This window comes from Pseudoalteromonas sp. 31A1 (genome assembly GCF_011378815.1).
GTDB lineage: Bacteria > Pseudomonadota > Gammaproteobacteria > Enterobacterales > Alteromonadaceae > Pseudoalteromonas > Pseudoalteromonas arctica.
Window position 1 is genome coordinate 218,392 of the sequence record NZ_WTKY01000001.1, and the last position, 23,803, is coordinate 242,194.

Below are 23,803 nucleotides of genomic sequence, written 5' to 3' on the forward strand. Positions count from 1 at the left end.
TAGGTGTTGTTATGTTTGAGCGGGCATTGCAAAAATTTGTAAAAAGCAGTTACTTTTTAGCTATAGGTTTGTTTTTTAGTCAGTTTGCTTTAAGTGCTAATATTGAATTAGTAATAGAAGATCAACACGGCCAAAAGTTATCAGGTGCAGTGGTTGAGCTTAATATTGCTGACAAACAAGCCACACCATCAAATTTGCCCATTGCTATAATGGATCAAGTCCATAAGCAGTTTTTACCCGAATTATTAGTTGTACAACAGGGTCAAAAAGTTAACTTTCCTAACAGCGATAATATTCGCCATCATGTTTATTCTTTTTCACAAGCTAAGCCTTTTCAACTAAGATTATATTCAGGGCAACCAAAAGAGCCCATTACGTTTGAGCAACAAGGGGTTGTTGTTTTAGGGTGTAATATTCATGACTCTATGGTTGGCTATATCTATGTAGCTAGTAGTGAATCCGTATATAAAACAGATAAAAAAGGCTATGTTAGTTTGCCTATTAATACGCTGCCTGCACAAGTGAGTGTGTGGCACCCTTTACAAACAGCGCCATTGGAGAATAAAAAAATGATAACAATTAGTTCTCAAAAACAGTTACAGATAACAGTAAACACATCGACCCCAGCACCTAGAAATACCTTTGGTAGTAAGTTTAAGGCTGGTAATGACTAATAGTTTACGAAATCGCATAACCATTTTATGTGTTGGCTTAGTGTTATTAACCACTATGGTCAGCTTGTTTAGTTTTTGGTGGTCTACGAGTAAGTTTCAAGAAGAAAAAGTAAATCAAGACATTACCGTAGCGCAAAATGTTTATAAGCAATATTTAAAATCAAAAGAAAGCCTACTACTAACCGCAGCAAAAGTACTCACCTCCGACTTTGGTTTTAAGCAAGCTGTAGCAACGCGGGATGCCGGGACAATAAGCAGTGTGCTGTTTAATCATAGCCAACGTATTGATGCCGAATTAATGCTGCTACTTGATTTATCGGGTAGGCTAATTTCCGCCAATACTGACGAAGACGCTTTTGCACATAACTTAAAGCCGTTAATGGAAGAGCTTTTAAGTGCGCCAGAAGAGTCTAGTTTTGTGGTGCTAAATAACGAGCTTTACCAAATTATTTTATTACCCGTAAGAGCGCCACGTACAGTGGCCTATAGTTTGGTGGGTTTTAAAATTGATGACAATGTAGCCCATGAACTAAAAAGCTTAACAGGCATGGATGTGAGCTTTATAGGTAGCGCTGACGATATTGTTATTAGTTCATTAGCTAATCGCCCTGAGCAATTTGAACCTGTTAGCTATTTTAGTACCGTAACCACATCGCGTTTTTTTGGTGAGTATTTGGTGTATCGTAACCGAGATATAGATTTACCATCGTTGTTGACCCATCCTATAATTATTTTACTGAGCGCCGATTTAACACAAAGTTATAGTGACTTCGAAAAACTTCTTTTTACACTTATTATTTTAGCTATTTTAACTATGTTTGTAGGTGTTATTACGAGCAGCATATTTGCAAATAACTTAACTACGCCACTTACTCAACTAGCTGTAATAGCAAGGCAATTTGCACAAGGTAATTATGCTTTTGAATTTAAAGGGCGAAGGCAAAGTACCGAAATAGACACGCTAGTCGCAGCGTTTGATAGCATGGGTAATGATATTAATCAGCGCGAGCAACAAATTAGCTTTCAAGCCAGACACGACTCCCTAACAGGCTTTTATAACCGCTCAGCCATGCTTGAGGTGCTTGATGAAGAGTTGGATTCATCAGCCGAGTACACGCTCGTTGCAATAGACATCAAAGGTCTTCGCCATATAAACGATAAGCTCGGTCCGCGCATTGGTGATGACTGCCTAAAGGCGGTTGCTTGCAGGATAAGTGAGTTTTCGGATGAGTTAGGGGGCTTTCATGCTCGTATTGGCGGCGATGAGTTTTTAACTGTGTTTCCGACTGCGGCAGCGCGCGAACACAAAAGCGGTATTGTTGGCTTAATGGCACAATTACAAGCGTGCTACACCATTCAAAAACTAAAAATTAACTTACGCTTTAGTGCGGGCATTGTGCAGTATCCTACGCAAGGAATTGCAAGTGATGACTTAATGCGCCGCGTGCTAATTGCTGTTGAAAGTGCTGCAAACACACAAGAGAGCATACATTATTATCAAAATGGTGAAGACGAGGCGCACTTAGAGCGCTTAATAATGCTTGATGAATTAAAGCAGGCTATTAGTGATGATGATGGTCAGTTATTTATGACCTATCAGCCAAAATTACACATGAAAACGCAAAAAATAGATAAAGTTGAGTCGCTTATTCGCTGGCAGCGAAAAGATGGTAGCTGGGTTAATCCTGAACTGTTTATTGACTTGGCTGAGCAGTCGGGCCTTATTGTTGAACTTACAGGGTGGGTTGTTAATACGGTTGTAGCACAAGTAGCTGATTGGCAGTTTAAAAATATAAACTTACAGGCTGCAATAAATGTATCTGCGCAAGATATAGCATTTCCGGGCTTTCATGCTGCATTAGTTCGTACGCTTAAAAAGTACAAAGTAGACCCTAAGCTGATCACTATTGAGCTTACTGAGCGCGATATGATCGAAAACGAAGAAAAAGGTATTAAAGCGCTCGAAAACCTAAAGGCAATTGGCGTTAAAATATCATTAGATGATTATGGTGTAGGGCAAACATCACTTGGTCGATTAAAAATGTTACCGATTGATGAGCTTAAGCTAGATAAGTGCTTTATCCTAAAACTTGATGAATCGCAAAAAGATCAATTTATAGTGCAATCATCAATTACGTTGGGGCATCAGCTAGGTTTCTCGGTTGTAGCTGAGGGGGTTGAAACACTTGGCTCATTAAATTTACTTAGAGGTATGCAGTGCGACCATGCACAAGGCTATTACTTAAGTAGGCCTTTAAAAGCAGAACTATTAGAAGAATGGCTGGAGGAATACTATGAAAAAAATTAAATACTTATTAGCAAGTTTGTTTTTAATAATTAGTGTACCGAGCATTGCAAGCAATGGAAAACTGCTAGCTACGCCGGGAGTTTCTCAAATTGAAGGCAGTGGCGGCGGTGGTATTGTACCGTGGGCACAACTTGCTGGGTACGCAAGTGATGATGAATTTTCGGTAAATGGCTTTTGTAGCCGCGCAGATGTAACCGACTACACACTTGACGTATGTGGTGCACAACTTAATTTATTTAATCGTGTTGAGCTTAGTTATGCCCAACAGCGCTTTGATGTACCAGCACTTGATGCTGAAATAGAGCAATCAATTACAGGTGCTAAAATACGTTTATATGGTGATATTGTTTACAGTGATTGGCCACAACTTAGCTTAGGTATTCAGCATAAATCACTGGATGATGGCAGTATTGCAACACCTGTAGGCGCAGAAGATACTAGCGGCACTGACTACTACCTCGCTGCTAGTAAATTACATTTAGGGGCCATTGCTGGTTATAACTGGTTTTGGAACGTAACCACACGATACAGCGAAGCTAATCAACTTGGTTTGCTTGGCTACGGTGGAGAAAATGGTAGTGGTAAAGTGCTATTTGAAGGCAGCACAGCTATATTTTTTAGTCGTGAAGTAGCCGTAGGTGTTGAGTATCGTCAAAAATCAAATAACTTAAACTTAGGCGAACAAGATTGGAAAGACTTATTTGTAGCATGGATGCCTAATAAGCACGTAAGTGTGACAGCGGCTTACCTTGATTTAGGAAGCATTGCAGGGGCTGACGATCAAACAGGTTGGTATTTATCGGTAACAGGGTATTGGTAATGAAAAGCGTTAGTATTTTTTTGATTTGTTTAGGGTTGCTTAGTGGGTGCGCGAACTCTACTAAGCTCTCACTTTATCAAAAGCTGGATGGTAAAGCGGGGATAGGCAGAATTATTGATAGCTTTATCTATCAAATAGGTAATGACGAGCAGATAATTCATTACTTTGAACACAGTAATATAGCGTACTTTCGCCAAGGGTTTATTACTCATATGTGCATGTTAGTAGAAGGCCCATGTACATACGATGGCGACTCTATGGTGGCTATTCATACTGGTATGCATATTACAGAGAAAGATTTTAATCATGTTGTTGATTTGCTTATAAATGCAATGAATGAGCAAAATATTAGCCATAGCTTACAAAACGATATTCTTTCTAGAATGGCGCCACTTCGTAGTGAAATTATAAAAATGTAATCACTTTGTTTTTGTTATGCTCCTTTCAAGGTAGAATATAAAGAAAAAATAATAGTGATCCTATATGAATATAATTTTTGATACACAAAGCCTTTACTATCTCCCTCAGTATATCCCTGTATATAAAGAATTATGTAGAAATGGCATCAAAAGTAAATTTGTATTTTATAAAAATAGCCATGAACATTTAATTCAGCGTGTTATAGATGACTATGACTTAGAGCACATCTGGGTTAACGAACAACAACAATCAATTGCTTATTACGAAAATGAAAAAGCTGATTGGGTTTTTTTTGCTAACTCTTTTTGTTACCTAGACCGCTTACATAAAGTATCTAAAAGCGCTCAGCTCGGACATGGAATAGGCCCTAAATCAAGTTACTATACTAAGTCTAGTCAAGCAATGACAGTTAGGTTTGTTGAAGGTCAGTACAGACTAAACCGTTTAAAATCAATGTATCCAAATGATGAATTTGTTGATGTAGGCTTTTGCAAATTAGACCCTATTTTCAATAAGGAAAAAATTGATGGCACGTTAGAATTAACTAACTTTGATAATAAAAAACAAACTATTTTATACGCTCCTACATTTTATCCAAGCAGCTTAGAGTTATTTCCTGAAAATTGGCCGGAACATTTTGGCGATTACAACATCTTAATAAAACCTCATTACTTTTCTATTAGTAAAGAGCGTTATAAAAAACACGTGAAATTGCTAGATCATTGGTCAACGTATCCCAATGTATATTTAGCAAAAGTAGAAGATTATTCGTTAGTGCCTTTTTTAGATAAAGCAGATTTATTGATTAGTGATGCATCATCAGCTTTATTTGAATTTGCTCTGTTAAACAAGCCGGTCATTTGGTGCGATTTTTTGAAGTTGCGTTGGGGATACAAAGGAATATTTTCATATCGTTTTAAAAAGCGAATGGATCAAGATTATGGTGAGTATGCGAATGTTGCTATACACGCCAAAAAATATAAAAACCTTAAAAAGTTAGTTGAACAACAACTGGCTGAACCAGAAAGCTTAGCTAATATTAGATTGTCTTTATCAGAAAAGTTAGCGGGTAAAATGGACGGTAAAGCAAGTAACAGAATTGTTCAATATTTAATAAAAAATAAGTAACTATTACAAAAGTATTTGGATGTAATCGAACTACTAAAAGGATTTATAAACTCTAAATTATAATTGGGCTTTAGAAATGAAAAAAATTGGATATACAACGGGTGTTTTTGACTTATTCCACATAGGTCATTTAAATATTCTGAAAAGAGCCAAATTAGAGTGTGATTACTTAATTGTGGGTATTACTACCGATGAGTTAAGCAAGTCAGCTAAAAATAAAGAGCCAGTGATTCCTTTTCAGGAGCGTATGGAAATAGTTGAAGCAATAAAATTTGTTGATGAAGTTGTTCCCCAGGTTAACTATGACAAAGAAGAAGCCTGGAACAACTTAAAATTTGATAAAATGTTCGTGGGTGATGATTGGAAGGGCACCGATAAGTGGAACCAAATAGAAGCTGACTTTAAAAAGTTTAATGTTGAAATATGTTATTTCTCTTATACCTCTCATACATCTAGTACGAAATTAAGAAACGTATTAGACAAAATATGTAGTGCTAAATAATTAATGAAAAACCTAATTAGCTGTCAGCAATTACACGAGCAACTTAATAATCCTGCATTAGTGATATTTGATGCAGGTATGCTGCGCCCAGGTGTTTTGGGTACTTATTCGCCGCAAGCAATGCTGCCTAACGCTAAACGTTTTGACATAAAAAACGAATTGGCCGATAGATCAAATCCCTTACCAAGTATGGTATGCAGCGAGCAGCAGTTTACCCACATGATGCAAAATGCAGGTGTAAATAACGACTCGTTTATAGTTGTATACGAAGATGGCGGTTTATTTAGCGCAGCAAGAGCGTGGTGGATGTTTAAAGCTATGGGGCATCACAATGTAATAGTACTCAGTGGTGGCCTTAAAAAGTGGTTAGAGAGCGATTACGCCACACAACAAGGTTATAGCAAAGCGTCAGGTAAAGGTGATTTTACGGCAAACTATAACTCTGCGTATTTTATTAATAGCCAACAAGTGGTTGACGTAATCGATGAGCCCAGCACTGCATTGCTAGATGCACGTGCTTATAAGCGTTTTACAGGCGAAGAAAGTGAACCCCGAAAAGGTATGCGTAGCGGGCATATCCCAAATAGTCGCTCGTTACCTTTTATGAATTTACTCAATAAAGGTGAAGCAAAACCACTTACTGAAATTAAAGCGATATTTAATGACGTGGTTGATGATGCGCAGCAGCTACAATTTAGCTGTGGCTCAGGTATTACAGCCTGTGTTTTAGCGTTATTTGCTACCGAGTGTGGTTACAGTAATTTAAGCGTTTATGATGGTTCGTGGAGTGAGTGGGGCGCAAGTGATTCATTGCCCATCGCCACGGGAGAAAAGTAGACGTGTTGGATATGTAAAGCTTGCTCACGTTAAAAGCGCAGCGTCTCTAAACCTCTTTGTGAATAACAGTATTTAAAAATATTACTCACAAGGAGAAGTGAAAGAGAAGAAAATGAGAAGGTAAAACTAATGCTTACTCTAAAAGCGCAGCGCCTCTAAACCTCTTTGTGAATAACAGTATTTAAAAATATTACTCACAAGAAAAAGTGAAAGAGAAGAAAATGAGAAGGTAAAAACCAATGTTTGCTCGTATTTGTATTAAATGGTTTTTACTTTCTAAAACCATAAGGGCAGTTTTTACAACCATTTTTGCAGCACGAACCACGCTTTAAAAAAAACCACTTACTAAATATCATGTAACCACTTTGCATGGTGTAGTCGAGGCCTTCAATTAAATTTTCGTTACCTCTAAATTGTTTTGCAAAGTCTATTTGGGTTTTAATAGGTTGTGTATAAACACCCTCTAAAAAAGTATTTATTTTATTAAGCGTGCACTTGCGGCATAAACAACTTGTTGCTGTGGTATCTAGCGGTAAAATAGCCGGCAGCTCATTGCACCAACACGCTGATATATCGTCTACATTACACGTTAGAGTGCTGTGGCACTGAGTGCAGTTAAGTTGAGTCATTATAATTCTTTTTAGTAACAGTGAGCCAAGAATAACAAATATTATGAATACACAAAAAGCATTAGCTGAATTTATTACGTTTGGTGAGCAAAGGGATGAAGCTATATCGGTTATCGTTTCAAGCCCTGCTGATAGCAATAAAACTCATTATACTCTCTCAACCGAGGTTTTAATTGATGTACTTAAGCGCTGTTTAAGTGACGAAATAGACTTAGATGATTTAGAGCTTTGGGCAAACGTAATTGAATCGCGAGATGACATTGATTGTGCAGAGCACGAAGGTTTTATTTATGCACTCAGTAATAGTGAGCAAATGGGGGAGCTTAACCATCAAAAGATTGAGCAAATAGTTGCGTTAGTAAAAATTTGATTTGTTTAAAAAGCGAGGTGTAAAACCTCACCTACAATATATGCAATCCTGTAGGTGCGAATTTATTTCGCGCTCATGTAGCGTGGCTTTGGTGGTTAAAAAGCGAGGTGTAAAACCTCACCTACAAAAAAACCGCATTTCAATTGAATGCGGTTTTTTAAATTGAAGACAATCGTTTTAAGCGATTATTTATGATATCCCAAGCACGTTTCGACTTCGTTTTTAGAACCTAAAATAACGGCTACACGCTGGTGGATTGCATCAGGCTGAATATCCATAATACGCTCGGTACCGGTTGATGCGATACCGCCAGCTTGCTCTACTAACATAGCCATTGGATTTGCTTCGTAAAGTAGGCGTAATTTATTTGGCTTTTTAGGATCTTTAGTGTCACTAGGGTAAGTAAATAAACCACCACGGCTAAGTACACGATGCACATCGCCCACCATTGCTGCAATCCAGCGCATATTAAAGTTTTTAGCGCGCGGGCCTGTATCACCTGCTAGCAAATCATCGATGTAGTTTTGCATAGCTGGTTGCCAATGGCGTTGGTTAGACGTATTAATGGCAAATTCGTTTGTATCAGCAGGAATATCAGCAAAATCTTGTGTAAGTAAAAAGCTGCCTTGTGTTTTATCAAGGGTAAACATACGCGTGCCTTTACCTGTAGTCAGCGCAAGCATTGTTGACGGGCCGTAAAGTACGTAACCTGCTGCAACTTGCTTATGACCTGGCTGCATAAAAATGCTTTCGTCAGCGGCATCAGAACCTTCAGGCGCTTCCATAATAGAAAATATAGTACCGACAAGCGAGTTAATATCGGTATTTGACGAGCCATCGAGTGGGTCAAATGCCACTATAAATTTAGCGTCTGGGTTACCTGCTACTGTGTAGTCTTCTTCTTCAGAAGCGATTGCTTTAACCGTACCTGATTCCAGTAAAATATCTTTTAACAGCTGATTAGATAATACATCGAGCTTTTTTTGAGTTTCACCTTGAATGTTTTCATCAAGGGTTGAGCCTAATACGCCAGAAAGCGCGCCTTGACCAACGCGAAATGAAATCTCTTTACATGCCGCTAAAATTGTTCGAATTAATGATAAAAGTTCTCTTGAACAACCATCTTCTAGTAATACTGGAGGGAGTCTACGCATTCTATTTTCCTGATAACGTGTTAAAACCAATCATAATGTGAGAGAGATTAGCTTAGAGCGCTGAAATTCGTCTTAAATAACTGTATTGTTTAAATAGCACCCTATAATGGGACCACCTAATCGTACTTAAAACACAAATAACAAAGATAAGATTATGAAAAAAATACCACTACTAAGTTACATATTCTTTACTGTGCTGTGCTCTATCATAACTCAAGCGCACGCAGCAATTAAGTCAATTGATGAATTTACTACGCAAATGAATCATTTTCCGGGCTATTATTCGTTTTTTTACGATACCCAAAACGGAAAAGTATATTTAAAAGTTGATAAGTTTGAACAGCAATTTGTACTGCAGCAAAGCTTGCCTTACGGTATTGGCTCTAACGACATAGGTCTTGATAGAGGTCAGCTTGGTAATACTCACCTTGTGCAGTTTGAGCGTTTTGGCGACAAAGTAATGTTACGTGCTGTAAATACTTACTATCGTGCTAATACAAGTAACAAGGCTGAACAGCAAAGTATTAAAGAAGCGTTTGCATCAAGTATACTCGCTGGTTTTAAAGTGGTTGCAGAAGATAAAGTCACAGCACTTATTGATTACACGCCTTACTTATTAAGTGATGTACACGGCGTAAGCCGAACGCTTGCTGCACGTAAGCAAGGCAACTTTAGCCTTGATGAATCGCGTAGCGCCGTTTATATGAATCGCTCAAAAGCATTTGTAAAAAACACCGAGCTTGAAGCCGTACTTACATTTAAAGGCACAAAACCAGGTGAGTTTGTTCGCCAAGTAAGTGCTGACCCATACTCACTTACCGTACACATGCACCATTCACTTATTCAATTACCAGACGATAACTACACGCCGCGCAAGTTTAATCCACAATCAGGTTTTTGGAGTATAGAACATAAAGATTACGCAGCGCCACTTGGCGAGTCAATGTATGTGCGTTATATACCGCGCCATCGTTTAACTAAAAAGGATTCAAGCTTACCTATTAGTGAACCTGTTAAACCAATTGTTTATTACCTTGATCCTGGCGTTCCAGAGCCCGTTAAAAGCGCTTTGCTTGAAGGTGGAAAGTGGTGGAACGACGCATTTACGGCGGCAGGATATAAAAATGCATTTATAGTAAAAGTGCTGCCAAGTAGCGCCGACCCTATGGATATTCGTTACAACGTCATTCAATGGGTACACCGTGCAACGCGTGGTTGGTCATACGGTAGTTCGGTAATCGACCCACGTACAGGTGAAATACTTAAAGGGCACGTAACACTCGGCTCATTGCGTGTTCGCCAAGATATTTTAATAGCCGAAGCACTCGCTGCACCTTATTTAAAAGGCAATGAAGTTGCTAAAAGCTTGCAAGCAATGGCGCTTGATCGTATTCGCCAATTAAGCGCACATGAAATTGGCCACACGTTAGGTATTTCTCATAACTTTGCAGCATCGGTAGGGGATAGAGCCTCAGTAATGGATTACCCACATCCGCTACTTAGTTTTAATGAACAAGGTAAGCTTGATGTAACGCGCGGCTATGCAACAGGCATGGGCGTGTGGGATACCCAAGTAATTAAATATGGCTATAGCGATTTTACTAACCAAGATGAAAGCGCAGAACTTGCTGCTATTTTAAAAGAGAACAAAGCCAAAGGCCTTGAGTTTATATCAGATAGCGACGCTCGTGCTAAAGGTGGCGCGCATCCAACAGCTCATTTATGGGATAACGGCACTAATCCTTCGCAGGAACTTTTAAGAGTACTCGACGTACGTAAAAAAGCGCTTTCGCAGTTTGGTATTAATAATATTAAAACGGGCGACTCATTATCGCAATTAGAAGAAAAACTAGTTCCGCTTTATCTGTTTCACCGTTTTCAGGTTGAGGCTGCAGTGAAACTTATAGCCGGTGTTGATTACGAATACGAAACACGCGGTGACTCACCCGTAAAAGGCGCACAAGTCGTTAATAAAAAAACACAGCAAGAAGCGGTAAACGCTATTTTTGCAACACTTAAACCAAGTAACTTATTACTTCCTGAATCTGTGTTATCGCTAATTCCGCCAAAAGCATATGGCGAGTCTAAATCGCGCGAGAGCATAGTTGGGCGCACAGGGTTAACGCTCGATGCAATGGCATTACCCGAGGTTGCAGTGCAGCACAGCTTGTCGCTTTTATTAAATGCACAGCGTTTAAATCGCTTAGCGCAGCAACAAGCGCGTAGTAATGACTTTTATAGTTTAGATGAGTTACTTGAGGAGCTATATAGCCAAGTGTTTAACGTGTCGTCACCTAATACAATGACAGGTAAAATAACTCAGCGTGTGCAATTTTTAACAGCAAAAGCTATGGCTGATTTAGTAGCAAGCGATAGTGCAAGCCCTGAAGTGCAAGCGCAGTTACGTTACTACTTAGTTAAGTTGAGTGAAGACTTTAACCAAAACTCAATGCTGAGCCATACAAGTACTGGCGAGAGTGCGTTTAAGCAATATTTAGCTGAGCAAGTAAATCAGTTTTTAATTAAAGGGCAATGGCCAAACAACTTTAAAGTGCTGCCAACCCCACCGGGCTCACCAATTTAGAATAAAAAGTAGAAGCGCTTATTTTTAATCAATCATTTAATCAATCATAAAGCAAAACACCGAGTATATTTATACTCGGTGTTATTTTATTCTAAAAACGAATACGTACTCTAAGACTTTATTTGCACTAAATCGTAATCGGCCATACCCGGTACTATTGCCTGTAAGCGAGATTCGGTTACATCGAGTGCATTTAAACATTCGCAATACTCAGAAGCTTTAAGCTCTAATTGATGCGCCTTTTTTTGTAGCGACTTATCAATTTCTCTTGAGATAATATCCATGCGTTGCCCCATGTCGTTAATACGATCTTCTATATTACCTTCGCGCGATTTAAACGCATCCCCGAGTGATACCAAAATAGCACCTAACGATCCATGCACTGCAGAGTGAATTTGCTGGCTGATCTCTTTAGTAAAAAAATCATCTATTTGCGAAAGTGATTGAGGGGCTATAAAAAAGAAGTCATCGCCGCGCTTAAACTTATCCATTAGCGCGCGCTCTACATACTTTAGTTGTGTTTTTAGTACTTCAGGCTCTTTATCTGACATACCTTCAACTACGTGTTCAATAGCGCTTAAACCTAAGTTAACACCATCGGTAGCCAGGTTTACTAATTCGGGGACTGTGTGGCGAATACCATTACTAAACTGTTCGAGTACTTTGCTTTCGTCATCGCTTAAATCAACCCAATAACCGCGAATAAATAGTTGGTTATTGTTATTAATTTGTACACGAGTCTGGCCTTTATCTAATATGCGAATCGCATCGTCAGTAATAATTAAACCATGACGTAATTCAACATCGCATTGGGCTTGAGCAAAGACACTGCTGCTTGAGAGCGCTATGGACAACGCCAATATCGAACGAGATAGAAACGCCATAAACACCTCAAAAAGACTAAAATGGAAGGCGAGTAGGTTAACAAAAAAACAACTTTATGCAAGGGAAAATAAACCTATCAACTATCTCACACAATAGCTGTATAGAGCGCAGCTTGAGTTTTTAGATACGGCTATGTTGAGTAAAATCAACAGTACAACAAAGGACTTAGTATAAAGCTAAATAGGTAGTGTTAGCTCACATCTAAATAAGAACACGTGGTTTTAAAAATGAAGTTTAAATAGATACAGCTATTTAGTTAATTAAGCTTTTAATAGCTGACTCCAAATTTACTTTGGAGTCAGCTTAAAAGGCTAGCGGTTAAAAGCCAAAATCTCTAGTGTGAAACTACTATTAATCGAATTGCATCAAGTTGTAACTGCGTTTTTTCAATATACGTAGTTAGGTCGTTGCGTTGCTTATCGTAGAAGGTAATTTCTTCTTGGCGAATATTCGGGTTAATTTGCTTAAGGGCAACAAGTCGTTCTTGCTCTTCACTGAGTGACGTTTGCATTTTAACAAGCGACGCTGCACGAATAACTTCAAGTTTTTCTTGTGCCATATCTTTAGCGGTAGTAATCATAGGGTGAACAGCACTTTGCAATGCACCTGCAAGTTTACTTGCTGTTTGGCGGCCAACGGCTGATAACTGCTGATTAAAGCCTTCAAATGCCACATTCTCACCTAAATTATTACCTGCTTTATCTAGCAATATACGAATTGGTGTAGGCGGTAAAAAGCGACCAACTTGTAATACTTTTGGTGCCATTGCTTCTGCAACAAAAATAAGCTCAACAAAAAAGGTACCAGGCGGTAACTTTTTGTTTTTAAGCAATGCAACCGATGCGCTACCAAAGTCGTCGTCACAAATCATATCCATGGTGCCTTGCACCATTGGGTGATCCCAACTAACAAAGTGCACGTCTTCTTGCGAAAGCGCTGTATCACGATCAAAGGTAACGGTCATACCGTCTTCTTTAAGCGATGGGAATGATGGGTTTAACATATGTTCAGTCGGCTTTAAGATAATGGTATTTTCGCCTTTATCTTCTTGGCTTACGCCAAATGTGTCGAACACGTTGATCATGTAGCTTGGTAATTCAAACTGATTGTCGAGTTTTTCGATTTCAGCTACAAGTGAATCTGCAGCACCTTGACCCGATGAATGTAGCTCAAGTAAACGATCGCGTCCGCTTTCCATTTTTTTACGCAGTACTGCATTTTGCTGTGCTACTTGCTCAAGTAATGGATCGAGTTCGTCTTCATCGCAGTTATGCGCAGAAATATATTCAAGTAGATCATCACGGAACTCTTTATAAAGCATTTGGCCTGTTGACGAGGTAGATTCGAATGCGTCTAGACCTTCGTTGTACCAACGTAGCAATACTTCTTGAGCGGTGTTTTCAAAATATGGAACATGAATGTTCACATCTTGTGTTTGACCTATACGGTCTAATCGACCAATACGCTGCTCTAGTAAATCTGGGTTCAATGGTAAATCAAACAACACTAAGTGATGCGAGAACTGGAAGTTACGACCTTCTGAGCCAATTTCTGAACACAATAATATTTGTGCATTATCGTACTCGTCTGCAAAAAATGCAGCAGCGCGGTCACGCTCAATAATAGACATACCTTCGTGGAATACCGACGCTTTAATTGCTTCGCGCTCACGCAGTATTTGCTCAAGGCTGATAGCTGTTTCAGCTTTAGCACATATAAGCAGTACTTTTTCGCGCTTAAGCGTTTTAAGAGTGTCGATTAACCAATCTACACGTGGGTCAAATAAACCCCAGCTTGCGCTTTCACCTTCAAACTCTTGAAATATTTTTTCAGGGAAAAGTGCACGATGTGCGCTTAGTTCAGCATTTTGAATGCCACCCATGTTGCCTAGTACCGACATAGCGGTTTTATATTGTTTTGGCAGTGCCATTGGGTAGGCGTGTAATTTACGACTTGGGTAGCCATCAATGCCGCTGCGGCTATTTCTGAATAATATACGACCTGTGCCGTGGCGATCGAGCAGCATGTTAAGTATTTCTTTACGTGCTGGTAAATCACCTTGCTGTGCTTTTTTAAGAATATCAGTAATATCGGTTTCTTTTAATAGCTCAATTAGCGTGGCTTTGGCTGTATCGTCTAGCCCTTGCTCTTGCAGTAATTGATTTGCAGCTTCAGCAACGTCTTTATAATTTGCTTCTTCTTCTTTAAACACGTCGTAGTCGTAAAAGCGGTCTGGATCGAGTAACTGCAAACGTGCAAAGTGACTGCTATGACCAAGTTGATCAGGCGTTGCGGTAAGTAAAATAAGCCCCGGAATATCTTGGCTAAGTTCTGCCATACGTTGATACTCTGAGCTTGGCTTGCCATTATTTATACTTAAATGATGGGCTTCATCGATTACTAGTAAATCCCAATCAGCAAGTGTTGCTTGTTCAAACCAGCGTTTTTTCTTGGTTAAAAACTCAAGGCTTGTAAGTACCAATTGCTCTGTATCAAACACGTTTGGAGAATCTGCAAACGCTTCGTCGCAACGTTCTTCATCAAAAATAGAAAAGTGTAAGTTAAAGCGGCGTAGCATTTCTACTAACCATTGGTGTTGTAGGTTTTCTGGTACAACAATAAGTACGCGGCTCGCACGACCACTAATAATTTGTTGATGTAGTATCATGCCCGCTTCAATTGTTTTACCAAGGCCTACTTCATCTGATAAAAGTACGCGTGGTGCAAAACGTTTGCCCACTTCTTGGGCAATGTAAAGCTGGTGAGGAATAAGATTAGCACGTTGACCAATTAAGCCTTTAATAGGCGATTGTTCACGTTCAAATTTATGTAACCACGTTTGGTAGCGAAGTGTATAGCGATCAAAACGATCGACTTGGCCCGCAAATAAACGATCTTGTGGTTTATTAAACTTAATAAAATGATCTAAAAAGGTTTCTTTAAGCTTGGCAGTTTCGCCGTTATCAACACGGGTGCCGTGATAACACAGTAACTCGCCTTGTACTTCAATAGACTCTACTTCTAATTCCCATTCTTCAACGCTTTTGATCACATCGCCAGGATTAAATGCCACACGGGTAACAGGTGCTTCTGCCGAAGAATAAACACGGCTCTCACCACTGGCAGGAAATAATATGCTGACCTGACGGCCTTCAATGGCAACAACGGTGCCTAATCCTAAATCTGACTCTGTATCACTGATCCAACGCTGACCTAAGGAAAAATTCATGTATGTCTCGTCTATGATGAAAAAGGCGGCTATGTTACCTGTAAGCTAACACCACTGCAAGGCGCTATTTGGCTCACTTTTAATTAATTTTGTAAGTGTTAATTATTACTATTAAAACAACTTGTTTATGACTCTTTTTTAGGTAAATCAAAACTAATTACAGTTTGTAATAAAACGGACTTTTATGACAAATAGACTAAACTTACATTATGCCTTGGCAATTAAGTATTGCAGGTTTAAGTTTTGCCCGTTTTACTTAGTTATTTTGGTATAGCATAAAAATCATAAAACGTAAGGAAAGTGCTATGGAAAAAGCTTCGAACCTTGAAAGTAAAATGTATGTGCTAGATACCAACGTACTACTTCACGAACCCCTCGCTTATTTGTCTTTTCAAGAACATGACGTTGTAATTCCGATGACGGTGCTTGAAGAGCTCGACCACATAAAAGACAGAAAACACGACGTAAGCCGCGATGCGCGCGTCGCTATTCGTGGATTAGATGAAGTACTTAAAAATGCAACGCCTGAACAAATGCTACAAGGCGTGGCGCTGCCGAGTAACAAAAAGGCAAAAGCGAGCTCTGCAGGTACCCTCATTATTGTAAACGACCATTTATTTGCCGACTCCATTTCTGGTCTGCCGGGTAACGAAAACGACCATCGTATTATTAATTGCGCCGTGTATTTACAAAAGCAGCACAGTGATTCAAAAGTTATATTAGTAACAAAAGACATAAACATGCGTTTAAAGGCCAAAGGCGCAGGGCTTAAATATGTTGAGGATTACCGTACCGATCAACTTATTGACGATATCAGCTTACTCACTAGTGGTTATAAAAAAATTGAAGGTGATTTTTGGGACCATGTAGGGGAATGTAATACGCAGCAACACGGACGAGATACGCTTCATCATGTGCCTAAAAACTTAATACCTGATGTATTTTGTAATGAATATTTACTTGATGGAGGGGATCAGTTTGCGGCGCGTGTTAAATCGTACGATGACGAGCACATAACGCTAAAAGATATTGGTGTTGAGCGTTTAATGCATCAACAAGCATGGGGCGTTAAGCCCAAAAATATTTATCAGGGAATGGCGCTTGATGCGCTGCTCGATACAAGTATTGAACTTGTTATTTTAACCGGCCCTGCGGGGTGTGGTAAAACCTTGTTAGCGCTTGCCAGCGCCCTTGAAATGGTCATCGAAAAAGGTATTTACGATAAAGTAATAGTTACCCGTAATACGCCAGAAATAGCAGAGTCCATTGGCTTTTTACCAGGCACCGAAGAGGAAAAAATGGCGCCATGGCTCGCAGCCATTACCGATACGCTGGAGGTATTGCACAAAGGCGACGAAAATCCGATATCAAGCCGAAACTACATTATGGAGAAGGCTAATGTTCAGTTTAAATCGGTTAACTTTATGCGTGGGCGTAGCATTCAAAATGCGGTGGTAATTTTAGATGAGAGCCAAAATTTAACGGCATCTCAACTTAAAACGATTATTACCCGCTGCGGCGAAGGTACTAAATTAATTTGTACGGGTAACTTGGCGCAAATTGATAGTAACTATTTAACGCCAGTAACATCGGGCTTAACGTACATAGTAGAGCGCTTTAAAAACTTTGAAGGCAGCGCAACTATAAACCTCAACGGTGTTGTACGTAGTCGCTTAGCGTCATTTGCAGAAGAAAATTTATAACTTGCGCTTAACAAATTGGCTCGATAGTCTATCGATTGATTTTCGAGCCAAATGGCAGGCAGTACATTGAATTTTTTACCTCTGAAGCATTATTATCGTTCATTATTTATTGCGCTTTTAGTGCCATTGATTGTCGCTTTTTTACTGTGCTTGCACTTATATAATATAAAGCTTGAGCGGACGGTTGAAAAACGCGAAGCCGATTTTACGAATGTTTCAGCACAGGTTACTCACGGGATGGAGTCGGTGAGTAATCTACTCACCACCATGTTTAGCTTATACGAACAAACGACCTATCCAAAAATAAACCAAAGCTTACTCGAGGGCATAAATCAATATGATGGTTACTATTACGGTCACTTTAGTGAGCAAGGCACTGAAATTGTAGGTAAGGGGGAGTTTGCGTTATCTGCTAAGGCATTAATGCAGTGGCAGCAGGCTATTACATTAGGGCCTTCGTTTAATACAACGCTTGCATTAATGCAGTCGTTATCGGGTGTAGCGTATGTTGATAATAATGGTTTTGCTTATGTAAGCAGGCGCAACAAAAGCCAAAGTTTAATGCTTACTGAAATTCTAAATGGAAAATTCAAGCCAAAATTTTCACCAAACAAACTTACTTCAAGTCCCATTGTTAAAGTGAATGATAAATCGTATTTTGCTATTGGCCGACAACGAAGCACTGGCTCAGCCGATTACATTATTTTGATTTATGATGTTCAGGCAATTTCTGGGTGGTTAAAAAAGGTTTCACCGAACAGTGGTGAATATGTTTTTATGAACCAATCACATCAAGTTATCGCCAGCTCTAAACAGTTAATAGAGCAAGCAACAGCATTAAAAAATTATTGGCCTGATTTGGCCCAGCACCATAGTAAAAAAACAGTATTAACTAGTGATAGTAATTACTTTATGCAGCCTATGGATGAGTTACCTATTCACGCAGCATTTTACGAGCACAAACCTCAATTAATAAGCCCAATTAAGTATGAAATACTATTAGAGTTTGCATTTTTAACGCTATTTTTAAGTATTATGTTTGGTGTGTTTTTTTGGTTAAGTCAGCGCATTTTTATTAAGCCAATGACTCACTTAATGTCGTACCTAGAGAGTAACGGTACACAGCAAGAAGTGCAGCTCGATTATAAAGTACCGCTGAGCTGGCAGCCTTGGTTTTCTAAAGTGAAGCGTGTATTTACTAAAAACAAACAGTTAGTTGATTCATTACAAAGTGCAAATAAAGCTCTGGACGACCAGGTTCAGTTGCAATCAGAAAAACTAAGCCGCAGTTACGAAGCAAAAGAGCGCCACTTGGCTTTGCTCAACACTATGCTAAACAGTGTGCCAGATCTTATTTATTTTAAAAATATTGATGGATCATTCTTAGGATGCAATAAAGCATTTGAGGCGTACATCGGTAAAGATCAAACTGCATTAGTCGGTAAATATGTAGATGATTTAGGTGATAACGATCAACAAATAAATGCGCTTGAAAAACAAGTATTACAAAATAGAAACAGTGTTGAACAGCGAATAGAAACCGATAAAAAAACGTATCAACTTACTATTGCACCTTTTTATAACGAGCACCAACATCTGTTGGGGACTATGGGTATTGGTCGCGATATTACCGAACAGCAACAAGCATTATTGGCCTTAAAAGCATCAGAATCTAAATTTAGAAGTGCGATTGAATTTGCGGCTAACTGTGTGGTTTTACTCTCGCTTGAGCACACAATATTACAAGTAAATAAAGCGGCAAGAAAGCAGTTTTTTGAACAGCCAGTACTGGTTGGTGAGCAGTTAAAAGCATTGTTTGACGATACTCAATGGCAGCAAATAAAAAGCACTTTAGCGCAATTGCTAGATGACAAAAAACGCGTATACCACTTAACGCTTGCTCAAGGGCGCTTAACAAGTTGGTTGCAACTGAGTGTATCGCTTGTATGGGATGAAAACCGCGACCCAGCTTATTATGTTATTCACATTCAGGATGTGAGCGCATTAACTAAATCAAAACTAGATGCCGAACGAGCAACCCTTGCTAAAAGTCGCTTTATAGCCAATTTAAGTCATGAAATACGCACTCCTCTTAACGCTGTTTTAGGGCTGCTCGATATGCTTATTGAGCAAGGATTAACGCAAAAGCAATTACAACAAACGGATCAAGCTAAGCATGCAGCACAAAGCTTGTTGCTAATGCTCAATAGAATGCTTGATTTTGCACGCATAGAAAGTTCGCAAACCGATTTAAAACAAGCATCTTTTAGTATGGTTGAGCTGGTGGATATTTGTGAAAGTTTAACGGCTCCATTGTGCGAAGGAAAAGGTATTGAATTTGTTATTGATATTGACCCGTTAATAGCGCCTGATTTGATATGCGACAGCATTCGCTTACAGCAAATATTAGGTAATTTATTAACAAATGCTGTTAAGTTTACAAAAACAGGTTCTATCACTTTAAAAATGGAACTTATTGGAAGCGATAGCCTAGAGCAACAGCATATTTGCTTTAAAGTAATTGATACCGGTATGGGCATAGATGAAGCCGATCAAAGGCGTTTATTTGACGCCTTTACGCAAGGTGATGAGTCTTCAACACGTATACATCATGGTGTTGGGTTAGGTTTAGCGATTGTTAAACATGCGGTGTCATTAATGGGAGGGGAGATTGCTTTAAAGAGTAAAAAAGGCCATGGCTGTGAGTTTTACTTCAGCGTTAGCTTTTTGGTTGATACTACTAAAAATACAATGTTACCGACTAATACATTGGCTATTTTATCGGATCAAAGTAAAGAGCTTAAGCAAGTAACAAATGCTTATACAGAGCTTGCTAATATTAATTTAGATGAAGTACTCAAATATCCAATTAAGCTCTCTAATACTCAGCAAATAATAATCGATGCGGCCGATTTACCTGCACTTTTAAATGTTGAAGCAATTAATGATTCGTTATCAGCTAAAGAAACATCGGTAATTATTATTAATCATCAGCACACACTTAATTTACCAACAAGTGAGCATTTAGCTGCGCATCACGTTAAAGCATCGGCATTGGGACAAAGGCTATTTAGCTTGAACTCTCAGCAACAGCCTAAAGCTAGTACCAATGCCGTAATATATAATATTGCTGAAACTAAAGTTGATATATCGGGTCTACTTGTATTAGCCATTGATGATAATCAACTTAATTTAGAAATAATTAGCAGTGTATTACGCCAAGCAAACGTAAGTGTTGTTACCGCTTTAAGCGCATCTATCGGCATGGAATTATTGCAAGTTTTAAAGCCTGACTTAATATTGATGGATGTGCAAATGCCGCAAATAGATGGCTGCCAAGCTACGGCTTTAATTCGTCAACAGTTTGACGCAAAGCAACTGCCTATTTTTGCTTTAACGGCTCATTGTGAACCCGCTGATATTGAACGTTCTTTAAAGTGCGGTATGAATAAGCATTTAACTAAACCAGTTGTTGCTAAGGTACTTATTGATGCAATTGCCGATTTAAACTTAGTTAAACCAAGCTTTTTTGAAAAATCATTCGCATTAACGCAGTTTAGTATGGATGAAAAGCTCCTCAATACAATGATTGGTAAATTTGCTAATTTATGCGAAACCCAGCTATTGCAAATAGAAGAAACAACCAATAAGGATGATTTGGTACGCTTAGTGCATAGTATAAAAGGTGTAGCAGGTAATTTAGGCTTTAGACGATTGTCTCACTGCGCTTTATTGTGTGAAAGAACACTTAAAACAACTAACAAGCCTGTTGAAATAACACTGAAAGAGCTTATTATGCAGTTAGAACAGGTAATTGTTTTTATAAAAGGGGTAGGGGCTAGGGATGTCGAAAAGAGCTAAAGTACTTATTGTAGATGATGATCCAATCAACAGATTAGTACTTGAAAAAACACTTAAAGTAGAACACGACGTATTCTTAGTTGAAAGTGGTGAAAAAGCACTGACCTTTGTAAAAACTGCGCAAGTTGATTTAATTATCCTTGATGTGATTATGCCAGGAATTGACGGCTATGAAGTGCTTGTGCAACTTAAAGAAAATCCGATAACTCAATCGATCCCCGTTATATTTATATCAGCTAATCGTAGCCATGACGACGAAGCTAAGGGCCTAGAGCTCGGTGCTATGGATTATATCACCAAGCCATTTAGCCCTTCTATTGTGCGTGTTAGGGTTCGTAACCAATTACTTATAAAGCAAAAAAATGATCTGCTAGAGATGTTAGCCTCAATCGACGGCTTAACTGAAATCCCAAATAGACGCTACCTAGACGAAAACTTAGCTCGTGAATGGCGCCGAAGTAAACGCAGTGGAACCCCGCTATCGGTGTTACTTATGGATATAGACCACTTTAAGCGTTACAACGATTGCTACGGACATCGTGCTGGCGATGAATGTTTAAAGGATGTTGCACAAGCACTCGCAGCTCAATGTGAACGTGGTAGTGACTTTATAGCTCGTTATGGTGGTGAAGAATTTGCAGCTGTATTACCTGGAATGAATAGGCATGAGGCTATGGAGTTTGCTAACAAATTACGCAATGCTGTAAATGCTTTGAATATAGAACATAAAGGCTCATTAAATGCAGACCACATCACTATTAGTATAGGTATCGCCACCACTCAAAGTGGTAAAGTGTATGCTGAGCAAGCGTTATTAGAAGAGGCCGATTTAGGCCTATATGCCGCTAAAGATGCAGGGCGAGATAGAATAGTTGCACTCTAAAAACTTAATATACAAAAACGCCAATATTCATATATTGGCGTTTTTGTATCAAACATTTTTTATTGGTTACTGCGTGATCATACCTAAAGCGGTTTCACCAATGCCCACTAACTTATCATTTTTAAATACAAGTGGCGTACATTCATCTTTCGTTGTTTTAGAATCTGAATGTTTGCTATGAGTTACATAAAAAAGTACTTGGTATACATCGTCATCTTTTTTTAATAGCTCTGTGAAGTTAGGCGTTTTTAATTGCGTTAAAACAGATTGATAGCTGCTATCCATTTTTAGCTCTGATATAGCTTCACGATTATTTTTATGTTGTGCTTGCCAGCTAGATGAGTTTTTCCCTGCCCAATGCGTCTCAGCTTCACCATCTGATACGGCAATAACACAGCCTGTTAAAAATGGAGCGATTAAAGCGGCTGCTAAAAGTGATTTTTTCATTTTTATTTACCTTAATAAGATTTTTAATTGGTTATTAGCTGTATTAAAGCAAAGAGTAGACCATATTTATAAGTTGTTATGAATCAGTTTGTTAAGTGGGTTAAGCTGTTTTTATCTAATAAAATATTAAATATATTAGTAAAAACAGCCATTTTTTAGCTTATTTGATTACTGCAATAAAATCACTACACCAAACGGTTACGTGATTCGGCTTTAGTAAATGCCGCAATGTTTAAACTTACTTCATTAATTAAACGCACAATAGATTCTGTACTTGCCCATGCTATATGCGGAGTAAGTAATAAGTTATTGCCTTTGTAATTAGCTAGCGGGTTTGAAAGCTCTGCAGGTTCTTTAGTTAGTACATCAACACCGGCTCCAGCAATTAGATTTTGCTCAAGCGCTGTTGCTAAGTCGGATTCATTAATAATACCACCACGTGCTGTATTAATAATTATAGCGCTTGGCTTCATCATTTTAAGCTCATTAAGTGCAATTAAATCGCGAGTTTCATCTGTTAGCGGGCAGTGTACACTGATTATATCGGCTGTTTTAATGACGTCTTCAAAAGGCGTACGACCGTCGCGACATTTAACACCTTTGCGCTCTGCAACAATAACATTTGCGCCAAATGCCTCAGCCACTTTAGCAACGCCTTTACCTAGCGTACCACCGCCTATAATGGCAAATGTTTTACCTTGTAAGTCGTTAAAGCTGTAATCGAGTATGCAAAACATTTCGCTTTTTTGCCACGCGCCTTGCTGGCAATCTGCCTGATAGCGGTGTGTGTTACCCAGTAAGTTAGTAATTAAAGAAAACGTATGCTGAACAACAGAAGGCGTTGAATAGCCAGCTACATTAGTTACGGCAATACCAAATTCTTTAGCGGCTTCTAAATCAACATTATTAGTACCGGTTGCACTTACACAAATTAATTTAAGCTGTGTAAGTTTGCTAATCGTGTCGCGATTTAAAACTGCTTTATTAGTGATTAATACATCTGCGCCTTGGCAGTGTTCAATAACTTGCTCTGGGCTAGTAAGTTCATAAGTCGTTAATTTACCAAGTTGTTCAATACAAGTAAGAGACGTTTTAGCTAACGTAGCGTTATCGAGAATAGTAATGTTCATTATGAGCCCTAAAATAAGTGGATCTAAAAGAGTTAAAATCGTAAAAAGAGGCCTACGATCCAGAAAAAATCTAAAATATGGGCTTAAGGTACTACGAAAGAAAGCCTTTGTTAATGGTATTACTACCAAATGATTAGAGGGCTTTGTATTAGTGGTCTGCCCACTAGCAGATTGAGAACATGGTATTTTGCTAGACTGATCAGATTTTTGCACTTTTAAGCAAGCTCATGGTCATAGAA

18 protein-coding genes are annotated in these 23,803 nt (G+C 38.8%); 12 read left to right on the forward strand and 6 right to left on the reverse strand.

The genetic code is table 11. The annotated features are described in order from the left end of the window. Positions 1-11: 11 nt before the first annotated feature. The 7 genes from GQR52_RS01040 to GQR52_RS01070 all read left to right on the forward strand — a co-directional run bounded on the left by GQR52_RS01040 (position 12) and on the right by GQR52_RS01070 (position 6,689). Positions 12-674 carry a methylamine utilization protein gene (locus GQR52_RS01040; RefSeq protein WP_165727175.1) on the forward strand — a complete coding sequence of 221 codons (663 nt, stop codon included), beginning with the start codon at positions 12-14 and terminating at the stop codon, positions 672-674. Beyond that, positions 667-2,982 (forward strand): EAL domain-containing protein, encoded by a 2,316-nt coding sequence (locus GQR52_RS01045; RefSeq protein ID WP_165727176.1) that lies wholly within the window; start codon positions 667-669, stop codon positions 2,980-2,982. Before GQR52_RS01040 ends, GQR52_RS01045 begins: the two co-directional genes overlap by 8 nt. Continuing rightward, positions 2,969-3,802 carry a DUF3034 family protein gene (locus GQR52_RS01050; protein WP_165727177.1) on the forward strand — a complete coding sequence of 278 codons (834 nt, stop codon included), beginning with the start codon at positions 2,969-2,971 and terminating at the stop codon, positions 3,800-3,802. Before GQR52_RS01045 ends, GQR52_RS01050 begins: the two co-directional genes overlap by 14 nt. Further along, positions 3,802-4,221 (forward strand): group 1 truncated hemoglobin, encoded by a 420-nt coding sequence (locus GQR52_RS01055; RefSeq protein ID WP_165727178.1) that lies wholly within the window; start codon positions 3,802-3,804, stop codon positions 4,219-4,221. Before GQR52_RS01050 ends, GQR52_RS01055 begins: the two co-directional genes overlap by 1 nt. A gap of 64 nt (positions 4,222-4,285) precedes the next feature. Continuing rightward, on the forward strand, positions 4,286-5,350 hold the full coding sequence (locus GQR52_RS01060) for a CDP-glycerol glycerophosphotransferase family protein (RefSeq protein WP_165727179.1): 1,065 nt from the start codon (positions 4,286-4,288) through the stop codon (positions 5,348-5,350). Between the two features lie 76 nt (positions 5,351-5,426). Further along, positions 5,427-5,852: an adenylyltransferase/cytidyltransferase family protein gene (locus tag GQR52_RS01065; RefSeq protein WP_004335499.1), complete on the forward strand. Its 426-nt coding sequence runs from the start codon at positions 5,427-5,429 to the stop codon at positions 5,850-5,852. Between the two features lie 3 nt (positions 5,853-5,855). Continuing rightward, on the forward strand, positions 5,856-6,689 hold the full coding sequence (locus tag GQR52_RS01070) for a sulfurtransferase (RefSeq protein ID WP_165727180.1): 834 nt from the start codon (positions 5,856-5,858) through the stop codon (positions 6,687-6,689). A 269-nt stretch (positions 6,690-6,958) separates the two neighbouring features. Here GQR52_RS01070 and GQR52_RS01075 read toward each other — a convergent pair whose 3' ends face one another. Beyond that, positions 6,959-7,318, reverse strand: a complete 360-nt coding sequence (locus tag GQR52_RS01075; protein ID WP_165727181.1) for a DUF5522 domain-containing protein — start codon at positions 7,316-7,318, stop codon at positions 6,959-6,961. A gap of 43 nt (positions 7,319-7,361) precedes the next feature. Between GQR52_RS01075 and GQR52_RS01080 the strand changes: the two genes are divergently transcribed. Continuing rightward, positions 7,362-7,688 (forward strand): hypothetical protein, encoded by a 327-nt coding sequence (locus GQR52_RS01080; protein WP_165727182.1) that lies wholly within the window; start codon positions 7,362-7,364, stop codon positions 7,686-7,688. Positions 7,689-7,873: 185 nt separating this feature from the next. Here the strand turns inward: GQR52_RS01080 and GQR52_RS01085 are convergent, their stop codons facing one another. Next, a complete protein-coding gene (locus GQR52_RS01085) occupies positions 7,874-8,842 on the reverse strand; it encodes a class 1 fructose-bisphosphatase (protein ID WP_024592826.1) in 969 nt (322 codons plus the stop codon). Positions 8,843-8,996: 154 nt separating this feature from the next. Here GQR52_RS01085 and GQR52_RS01090 point away from each other — a divergent pair, with 154 nt between their 5' ends. Further along, positions 8,997-11,426, forward strand: a complete 2,430-nt coding sequence (locus GQR52_RS01090) for a zinc-dependent metalloprotease (RefSeq protein WP_165727183.1) — start codon at positions 8,997-8,999, stop codon at positions 11,424-11,426. Between the two features lie 110 nt (positions 11,427-11,536). Here the strand turns inward: GQR52_RS01090 and GQR52_RS01095 are convergent, their stop codons facing one another. Both GQR52_RS01095 and rapA read right to left on the reverse strand, forming a co-directional pair. Then, positions 11,537-12,310 (reverse strand): YggN family protein, encoded by a 774-nt coding sequence (locus GQR52_RS01095; protein ID WP_007581974.1) that lies wholly within the window; start codon positions 12,308-12,310, stop codon positions 11,537-11,539. 335 nt (positions 12,311-12,645) lie between these two features. Then, a complete protein-coding gene (gene rapA / locus GQR52_RS01100; RefSeq protein ID WP_165727184.1) occupies positions 12,646-15,540 on the reverse strand; it encodes an RNA polymerase-associated protein RapA in 2,895 nt (964 codons plus the stop codon). Positions 15,541-15,845: 305 nt separating this feature from the next. Here rapA and GQR52_RS01105 point away from each other — a divergent pair, with 305 nt between their 5' ends. From GQR52_RS01105 to GQR52_RS01115, 3 genes are read left to right on the forward strand one after another with little or no spacing between them, the layout of a single operon-like run. Next, positions 15,846-17,243 (forward strand): PhoH family protein, encoded by a 1,398-nt coding sequence (locus GQR52_RS01105; RefSeq protein WP_010553307.1) that lies wholly within the window; start codon positions 15,846-15,848, stop codon positions 17,241-17,243. 51 nt (positions 17,244-17,294) lie between these two features. Beyond that, positions 17,295-21,104, forward strand: a complete 3,810-nt coding sequence (locus GQR52_RS01110) for an ATP-binding protein (protein ID WP_206017347.1) — start codon at positions 17,295-17,297, stop codon at positions 21,102-21,104. Beyond that, a complete protein-coding gene (locus GQR52_RS01115; protein WP_007581985.1) occupies positions 21,088-21,987 on the forward strand; it encodes a diguanylate cyclase in 900 nt (299 codons plus the stop codon). The genes GQR52_RS01110 and GQR52_RS01115 overlap by 17 nt, the downstream gene beginning before the upstream one ends. 66 nt (positions 21,988-22,053) lie before the next feature. Here the strand turns inward: GQR52_RS01115 and GQR52_RS01120 are convergent, their stop codons facing one another. Then, positions 22,054-22,434 (reverse strand): DUF3192 domain-containing protein, encoded by a 381-nt coding sequence (locus GQR52_RS01120; RefSeq protein ID WP_024590666.1) that lies wholly within the window; start codon positions 22,432-22,434, stop codon positions 22,054-22,056. 185 nt (positions 22,435-22,619) lie between these two features. Next, entirely contained in the window at positions 22,620-23,564 is a 945-nt protein-coding gene (locus tag GQR52_RS01125) for a D-2-hydroxyacid dehydrogenase (protein ID WP_165727186.1), read from the reverse strand. Positions 23,565-23,803: the final 239 nt, after the last annotated feature.